Origin of the sequence: Pseudomonas capsici, assembly GCF_017165765.1 — a bacterium.
GTDB lineage: Bacteria > Pseudomonadota > Gammaproteobacteria > Pseudomonadales > Pseudomonadaceae > Aquipseudomonas > Aquipseudomonas capsici.
This window is the reverse complement of sequence record NZ_JAFGZD010000038.1, coordinates 1-8,205: the sequence shown is the minus strand read 5'-3', so window position 1 is coordinate 8,205 and position 8,205 is coordinate 1. Positions and strand designations below refer to the sequence as shown.

The window sequence follows — 8,205 nt, the reverse complement described above, 5'->3', positions numbered from 1 at the left end:
GGCTACGAAGCGCCGATTGGCGAAACCGAAACCACCCTGGCGCAGATCTGGGCCGAGGTGCTGCAGGTCGAGCGCGTAGGGCGTCACGATCACTTCTTCGAGCTGGGTGGTCACTCGCTGCTGGCAGTGACCCTGATCGAGCGCATGCGCCGCAAGGGGCTGTCGGCGGATGTACGAATCCTGTTCAGTCAGCCGACTGTTGCGGCGCTTGCCGCTGCCGTTGGCCAGAACCGTGAGATTGTGGTGCCGGCCAATCTGATCGAGCCGGGCTGCACCCGCATCACCCCTGAATTGCTGCCGCTGGTTCGTCTAGATCAGGCCGCTCTGGACCGTATCGTGGCCACTGTGCCGGGCGGTGCGGCCAATATTCAGGACATCTACCCTCTGGCACCGTTGCAGGAAGGCATTCTTTATCACTTCCTTGCCGCCGAGCAGGGCGATCCCTATGTGCTCAAATCGGTATTTGCCCTGCGTGACCAGCAACGTTTCAACGCTTTTGTCCAGGCCCTGCAGGTCTCGATCAAACGCCATGACATCCTGCGTACTTCGCTGGTCTGGGAAGGTCTGGATGAACCGGTGCAGGTTGTCTGGCGCGAAGCCAGTCTGAGCATGGAAACCCTTGAGCTGGATCCGGCACAAGGCGATATCAGCAGCCAATTGCAGCAGCGTTTCGATCCACGGCATTACCGCCTCGATCTCGGGCAGGCTCCCCTGATGCGTCTGATCAGTGCCTACGATGCCGAGCACCAGCGTATTGTCGCTCTGCTGCTGTTCCATCATATGGTGCTCGACCATACCGCCATGGAGGTGGTGCGCGAGGATATGCAGGCCTGTCTGACCGGGCAGGAGCACACACTCGTCGAAGCCATTCCTTATCGCAATTACGTGGCGCAGTCCCGTCTGGGTGTTGACCCCGGCGCTCATGAAGCGTTTTTCCGCAACATGCTGAGCGACATCGATGAACCGACGCTGCCGTTTGGTCTGGTCGATGTTCAGGGCGACGGTCGAGGCGTGGAAGAAAAGTCCGAACGTCTGGACGACGATCTGAGTCGCCGCCTGCGGACTCAGGCCCGGACTCTCGGGGTCAGTGCCGCGAGCCTGGTGCATCAGGCTTTCGCTCAGGTACTGGCGACGACCTCAGGTCGTGACGATGTGGTATTCGGCACTGTATTGATGGGCCGGATGCAGGGCGGCGAAGGGGCTGACCGTGCCCTGGGTATGTTCATCAACAGCCTGCCATTGCGCGTCAGAGTAGGGGAGCATTCCGTTGCGGATGGCGTCAGGCAGGTGCATGAGCAACTGAGCGGACTGCTGGTTCACGAACATGCCTCGCTGGCCGTGGCGCAACGTTGCAGTGCCGTAGCCGCCGGGACGCCACTGTTCAGCGCCTTGCTCAATTACCGGCACAGCACCCTTGAGGTCAGTGCTGTCGACCAGGCGGCCTGGCAGGGTATCGATACCTTGCATGTCGAAGAGCGGACCAATTATGCACTGACCTTGAACGTCGACGATCTGGGGGACGGATTCAGCGTTACTGTGCAGGTATTGGCTCAGATAGGCGCGCACCGGGTCATTGGCTATATGCGCTCTGCACTGGAGCAACTGGTCGATGCGCTGGAACAGATGCCGCAAAAGCCGCTGAACAGCCTTTCGATTCTCCCGCACAGCGAACGTGAGCAACTGCTGCATAAGTGGAATGTCAGTGACGCGACCTATGCCGATGACCTGCTGATTCACCGCGCCGTTGAAGGCTGGGCCGAAAAACAACCTTCAGCCACGGCGATTCGTTTCGAAGGCCGTCTGTTGAGCTATGGCGAACTCAACGCTCGTGCCAACCAGGTGGCCCATCGTCTGATCGAACAGGGTATCGGCCCGGACGATCGGGTGGCGATCTGCGTCGAACGCGGTCTGGAAATGATCGTAGGGCTGCTGGGCATCCTCAAGGCCGGTGCCGGTTATGTACCGATGGACCCGGCGTACCCGGCCGAGCGTCTGGCCTATCTGTTGCAGGACAGCGCGCCGCGTGCGGTGCTGGTTCAGGAAAATACAGCGGACGTGTTGTCGGCTGGCGCGGTGCCGGTTATCAATCTGGACGATATCCGTTTGCAGGAGCAATCCGTCTCCAATCCGCAAGTTCCAAGGCTGGCATCTTCGCATCTGGCCTATGTGATCTATACCTCGGGCTCCACCGGTTTGCCGAAGGGCGTGCAGATCGAGCACCGCAACGTGGCACGGCTGTTCTCGGCCACCCAGTCGTGGTTCGAATTCGGTTCGACCGATGTCTGGGCACTGTTCCACTCGTTTGCCTTCGACTTCTCGGTCTGGGAAATCTGGGGTGCGCTGGTGCACGGTGGCGAGTTGCTGATCGTGCCGCAACTGGTCAGCCGCTCGCCGCAGGAATGCTATGCCTTGCTGTGTGAGGCTGGGGTGACGGTGTTGAACCAGACGCCAAGCGCGTTCCGGCAGTTGATTGCGGCTCAGGGCGAAAGCTCGCAGGCGCATTCGTTGCGTCAGGTGATCTTTGGTGGTGAGGCTCTGGAAACCGGGATTCTCAAGCCCTGGTATGCCCGAGCCATCAATGCTGGCACCCAACTGGTGAACATGTACGGCATCACCGAAACCACGGTGCACGTGACTTATCGTGCCTTGGAAGCGGCGGATGCCTTGCAGGCCGGTGTCAGCCCGATCGGTGTGCGGATCCCCGATTTGCAGACCTATGTGCTGGATGCCAATCGTGAGCCGGTGCCGGTCGGTGTGGTTGGTGAGCTGTATGTCGGTGGTGCTGGCGTGGCCCGTGGCTACCTGAACCGTCCTGAACTGAATGAAGAGCGCTTCATTGCCGACCCGTTCAGCCAGCGTCCAGGCGCACGGCTGTACCGCACCGGTGACCTGGCGCGCTGGACCGCCGAAGGCAGCCTGGATTATCTGGGGCGTAACGACGATCAGGTGAAGATTCGCGGTTTCCGTATCGAACTGGGCGAGATTGAGTCGAAGCTGGCAACTCATGCTGCGGTAAAAGATGCTGTGGTGCTGGTACGAGAGGATGTGCCTGGTGACAAGCGCCTGGTGGCTTATTTCACCGCCACGGACGTTGAAGCCGATGTTGAATCGTTGCGCAGCCACCTACAGAGACAGATGCCGGATTATATGGTTCCGGCAGCCTATGTGCTTCTGGGCGCTCTGCCGCTGACCACGAATGGAAAGCTGGACCGCAGGGCGCTGCCTGCGCCGGATCAATCGGCACTCGCCAGTCGTGCCTATGAAGCGCCACAGGGCGAGGTCGAATCGATCATTGCCCGACTCTGGCAGGAGTTGCTGGACGTCGAGCAAGTGGGACGGCATGACCACTTCTTTGAGCTGGGCGGCCATTCGCTGCTGGCGGTGAAGCTGATCGAGCGCATGCGCCAGCAGGACCTCAGTGCCGATGTGCGTGTGCTGTTTGGCCAGCCAACGCTGGCTGCTCTGGCCGCCGCGGTGGGTGGGCAGGCAGAAATCGTGGTGCCGGCCAATCGGATTCCTTCAGATTGCAAGCACATCACTCCGGACATGTTGCCGCTGGCAGATCTGGATCAGGAGGCTATAGACCGCGTCGTGGCCTGTGTGCCGGGTGGCGTGGCCAATATTCAGGATATCTACGTCCTGGCACCGTTGCAGGAAGGGATTCTGTATCACCATCTGGCGGCTGCCGAGGGCGATCCCTACCTGCAATATGTGCTGTTCGAATTCGATGGCGTGGCGCGTATCGAGGCTTTTGCCCAGGCTTTGCAATCCGTGATTGCGCGCCACGATATCCTGCGTACCGGCGTGCTCTGGGAAGGATTGAGCGAGCCGCTGCAGGTGGTCTGGCGCGAGGCGAAGCTGAGTGTCGAGGTCGTGACCCTGGATCTGGTGCAGGGCGATATCGCCAGCCAGTTGCACGCCCGTTTCGATCCGCGTCACTGTCGACTGGATATTCGCCAGGCACCGCTGATGCGTATTGCCTATGCCCAGGATCCGGGCAATAACCGCTGGGTAGCGATCCTGCTGTTCCATCACCTGATCGACGATGCGACCTCGCTGGCGGTGCTGTACCGTGAGATCGAAGCCTTCATGCAGGGACGTGAACATACCCTGGCTGCCTCGGTGCCTTACCGCAACTATGTGGCGCAAGCCCGGCTAGGTGTCAGTCATGAGGACCATGAGGCCTTTTTCCGCGACATGCTCGGTGATATCGACGAGCCGACTTTGCCCTTCGATCTGCGCGATGTGCAGGGCGATGGCAGTGGTATCGAAGAGGTTCGTCAGGTTGTCGATGGCGACCTGACCCGTCGGCTGCGCCATCAGGCACGAGGCCTCGGGGTCAGCATGGCCAGTCTTTACCATCTGGCCTGGGCACAGGTCCTGGCGCGGATCACCGGCAAGGACGATGTGGTATTCGGTACCGTACTCATGGGGCGGATGCAGGGCGGCGAAGGTGCCGACCGTGCATTGGGGATGTTCATCAATACCTTGCCGTTGCGGGTAAGTCTGGGGAATCACGCGGTTCGCACCGGCGTGAAGAAAACTCATGCCATGCTCACTGCCTTGTTGGGCCATGAACATGCCTCACTGGTTCTGGCTCAGCGCTGCAGCGGGGTGGAAGCGCCGCTGCCGCTGTTCAGCGCCTTGCTCAACTATCGTCACCTGGAAAACCGCTCAGAAGACAACAGCGCAAACGATGCCTGGGAAGGTATTCGGGCATTGGTCGGTGAGGAGCGCACCAACTATCCATTGACCCTGTCGGTGGACGACAAGGGGCAGGATTTCGGGTTCTCGATCATGACTGCGGCGCACATCGGTGCCGGACGTATCGGGGATTATCTGCAGCAGACACTGGTGAGCCTGGCTACCGCCCTGGAGCAGACGCCCGAAGCTGAACTGCATGGGTTGTCAATCCTGCCTGAAACCGAGCGCCAGCAATTGCTGCATGTTTTTAACGCTACGGTTGCCGAGTACCCGCTGTATCAGACCGTTCATGGCCTGTTCGAGGCTCAGGTCGAGCGTACTCCGGATGCGGTTGCGCTGGTGTTTGGCGATGAGTGTCTGAGCTACGCCGAACTGAATCAGCGGGCCAACGGACTGGCGCATCACTTGCGCAGTCAGGGTGTGAAACCGGATTCGCGGGTGGGCATCTGTGTCGAGCGCGGAATCGAAATGGTGGTCGGTCTGCTGGCTATTCTCAAGGCTGGCGGCGGTTATGTACCGCTGGACCCGGCGTATCCGGCTGAGCGTATCGCCTACATGCTGGAAGACAGCGCTCCGGCGGCAGTGCTGGCGCAATCGTCGACTCTGGAACTGGTCTCGGCGGCGGGTGTGCCGGTGATCAATCTGGATCAGCCCGATTGGCAGGACAAATCCGTCTCCAATCCGCAGGTCGAAGGGCTGACGCCAGCTCATCTGGCTTATGTGATCTACACCTCGGGTTCCACTGGCTTGCCGAAAGGCGTGATGATCGAGCACCGCAACACGGTCAACTTCCTGACCTGGGCTCAGCAGTCTTTTGCACCGGAAGTGCTGGCCAAAACCCTGTTCTCGACTTCGCTGAACTTCGACCTGGCGGTCTACGAGTGCTTTGCGCCGCTGATCTCGGGCGGGCGTATAGAAGTAGTGAAGAACGTGCTGGCTCTGCAAGAGGGCGAGCATGATGTGACCCTGATCAACACTGTGCCTTCGGCGCTGAAAGCGCTGTTGGAATCGGGCGGTCTGGGGCTGGGCGTGCATACCGTCAACGTGGCGGGTGAAGCGCTCAAAGGTTCGCTGGTCGAGAAGCTGTTTGCCGAAACGGCCGTCAAACGCCTGTGCAACCTGTATGGCCCGTCGGAAACCACCACCTATTCCAGTTGGGTGGCAATGGACCGCGAAGACGGCTTTGCACCGCATATCGGCAAGCCGGTGGCCAATACCCAGTTCTACCTGCTGGACGAGCATCGTCAGCCAGTGCCTTTGGGGGTGCCGGGCGAAATCTATATCGGCGGTGCCGGTGTGGCCCGTGGCTATCTGAACCGTGATGATCTGACTGCCGAACGCTTCCTGGACGATCCGTTCAATGCCGGAGCGCGGATGTACCGCACCGGTGACCTGGGTCGCTGGCTGGCCGATGGCAATATCGAATACCTGGGGCGTAACGACGATCAGGTGAAGATCCGCGGTTTCCGTATCGAACTGGGCGAGATCGAAGCCAAGCTGGCGCGCCATGAAAGCGTGAAGGAAGCGGTGGTCATGGCCCGTGAGGACGTGCCGGGTGACAAGCGTCTGGTGGCCTACTTCACTTCGACGGACCAACCCGCTGATCTGGAAACCCTGAAAACCCATCTGCAAGGTCAGTTGCCGGAATACATGGTCCCGGCGGCCTATGTGCATCTGGACAAACTGCCGCTGACACCAAACGGCAAACTGGACCGCAAAGCCTTGCCGGCCCCGAATCTGCAAGCGCTGATCAGCCGTGGCTACGAAGCGCCGATTGGCGAAACCGAAACCACCCTGGCACAGATCTGGGCCGAGGTGCTGCAGGTCGAGCGTGTAGGGCGTCACGATCACTTCTTCGAACTGGGCGGCCACTCGCTGCTGGCGGTGAAGCTGATCGAGAAGATGCGTCAGCAAGGGTTGAGCGCCGATGTACGCGTGCTGTTCAGCCAGCCGACGTTGATGGCCTTGGCGGCTGCGGTGGGCAGTGGCACGGAAATCCGTGTCCCGGCCAACCTGATCGAGCCGGGTTGCACGCAAATTACCCCTGAGATGTTGCCACTGCTGAGGATCAGTGAAGAGCAGTTGGAACAGGTTATCGCTGCCATTCCGGGCGGCGCGGCCAATATTCAGGATATCTACCCGCTGGCACCGCTGCAGGAAGGGATTCTCTATCACCACCTCACAGCCGAAGCCGGTGATCCATACGTATTGCAGAGTGTTTTTGGCTTCGATAGCGAAGAGCGGTTAAGCCATTTCGCCAGCGCGCTGCAAGCCGTGATCGATCGTCACGATATTCTGCGCACCTCGTTGTTCTGGGAGGGACTGGACGAGCCAGTGCAAGTTGTCTGGCGCCAGGCCCGTCTGGAAGTTGAAGCCCTTGAGCTGGATCCGGCTCAAGGCGATATCGGCAGTCAGTTGCACGCCCGTTTCGATGCCCGCCAGCACCGTATGGACGTTGGTCAGGCACCGCTGCTTCGTCTGCACTATGCCCGTGATCCGGCGAATCAGCGCTGGTTGGCCTTGCTGCTGTTCCATCATTTGGTCATGGACCACACCGCGCTGGAAGTGGTGCACCAGGAGATGGAAGCTTATCTGCTGAGTACGGCGCAGGAGCTGAACGAGCCGGTGCCTTATCGCAACTATGTGGCCCAGGCGCGTCTGGGCGTATCGCAGCAGGAGCATGAAACCTTCCTGCGCGGCCTGCTCGGTGATGTTGAAGAGCCGACGCTGCCGTTCGGTCTGCATGAAGTGCTAGGTGAAGGCCGCGCCATTGAAGAACACCGCGCCTCTCTGGATAAAGACCTGAGTCTGCGCTTGCGGGTACAGGCGCGGTTACTGGGTGTCAGTGTGGCGGCCTTGCATCATCTGGCCTGGGGGCAAGTGTTGAGTGCCGCCAGTGGTCGTGACGATGTGGTGTTCGGCACCGTGCTGATGGGCCGCCTGAGTGGTGGTGAAGGCGCCGATCGGGCGCTGGGCATGTTTATCAATACCTTGCCCTTGCGCCTGAAACTGGGCGCCAGTGAGGTACGGGCGAGTGTCCGTCAAACTCACGACAGCCTGAGTGCCTTGCTGGCCCACGAACATGCGCCATTGGCGTTGGCTCGGCGTTGCAGCGGCGTACCGGCTTCAACGCCACTGTTCAGCGCGTTGCTCAACTACCGCTACACTGCCGCAGTCATCGAGCATCGTCTGTCGCCGGCCTGGGAAGGTATCGAGCCGCTGAAAGGCGAGGAGCGTACCAACTATCCGTTGACCCTGTCGGTGGACGATCAAGGTGAAGGTTTCGATCTGACCGTGCTGGTGCAGGAAGGCATTGGTGCCGAGCGCGTGGTGGCTTATATGAGCACGGCACTGGCGGGTCTGGTCGAGGCGCTGGAGCAACAACCGGAAAGCAGACTGCAGACCATTTCGGTCATGCCGGATGCCGAGCGCGAGCAACTGCTGCACCGCTTCAACGACAGCGCGACGGACTATCCACGCGACAGCTCCGTCCATGACCTG

At 60.3% G+C, this 8,205-nt stretch carries 1 protein-coding gene; it reads left to right on the top strand.

The genetic code is table 11. The features are described from left to right. Window positions 1-8,205 (top strand): non-ribosomal peptide synthetase (locus tag JSY17_RS25330; RefSeq protein WP_206403361.1); only part of this gene is annotated, 8,205 nt, incomplete at both ends.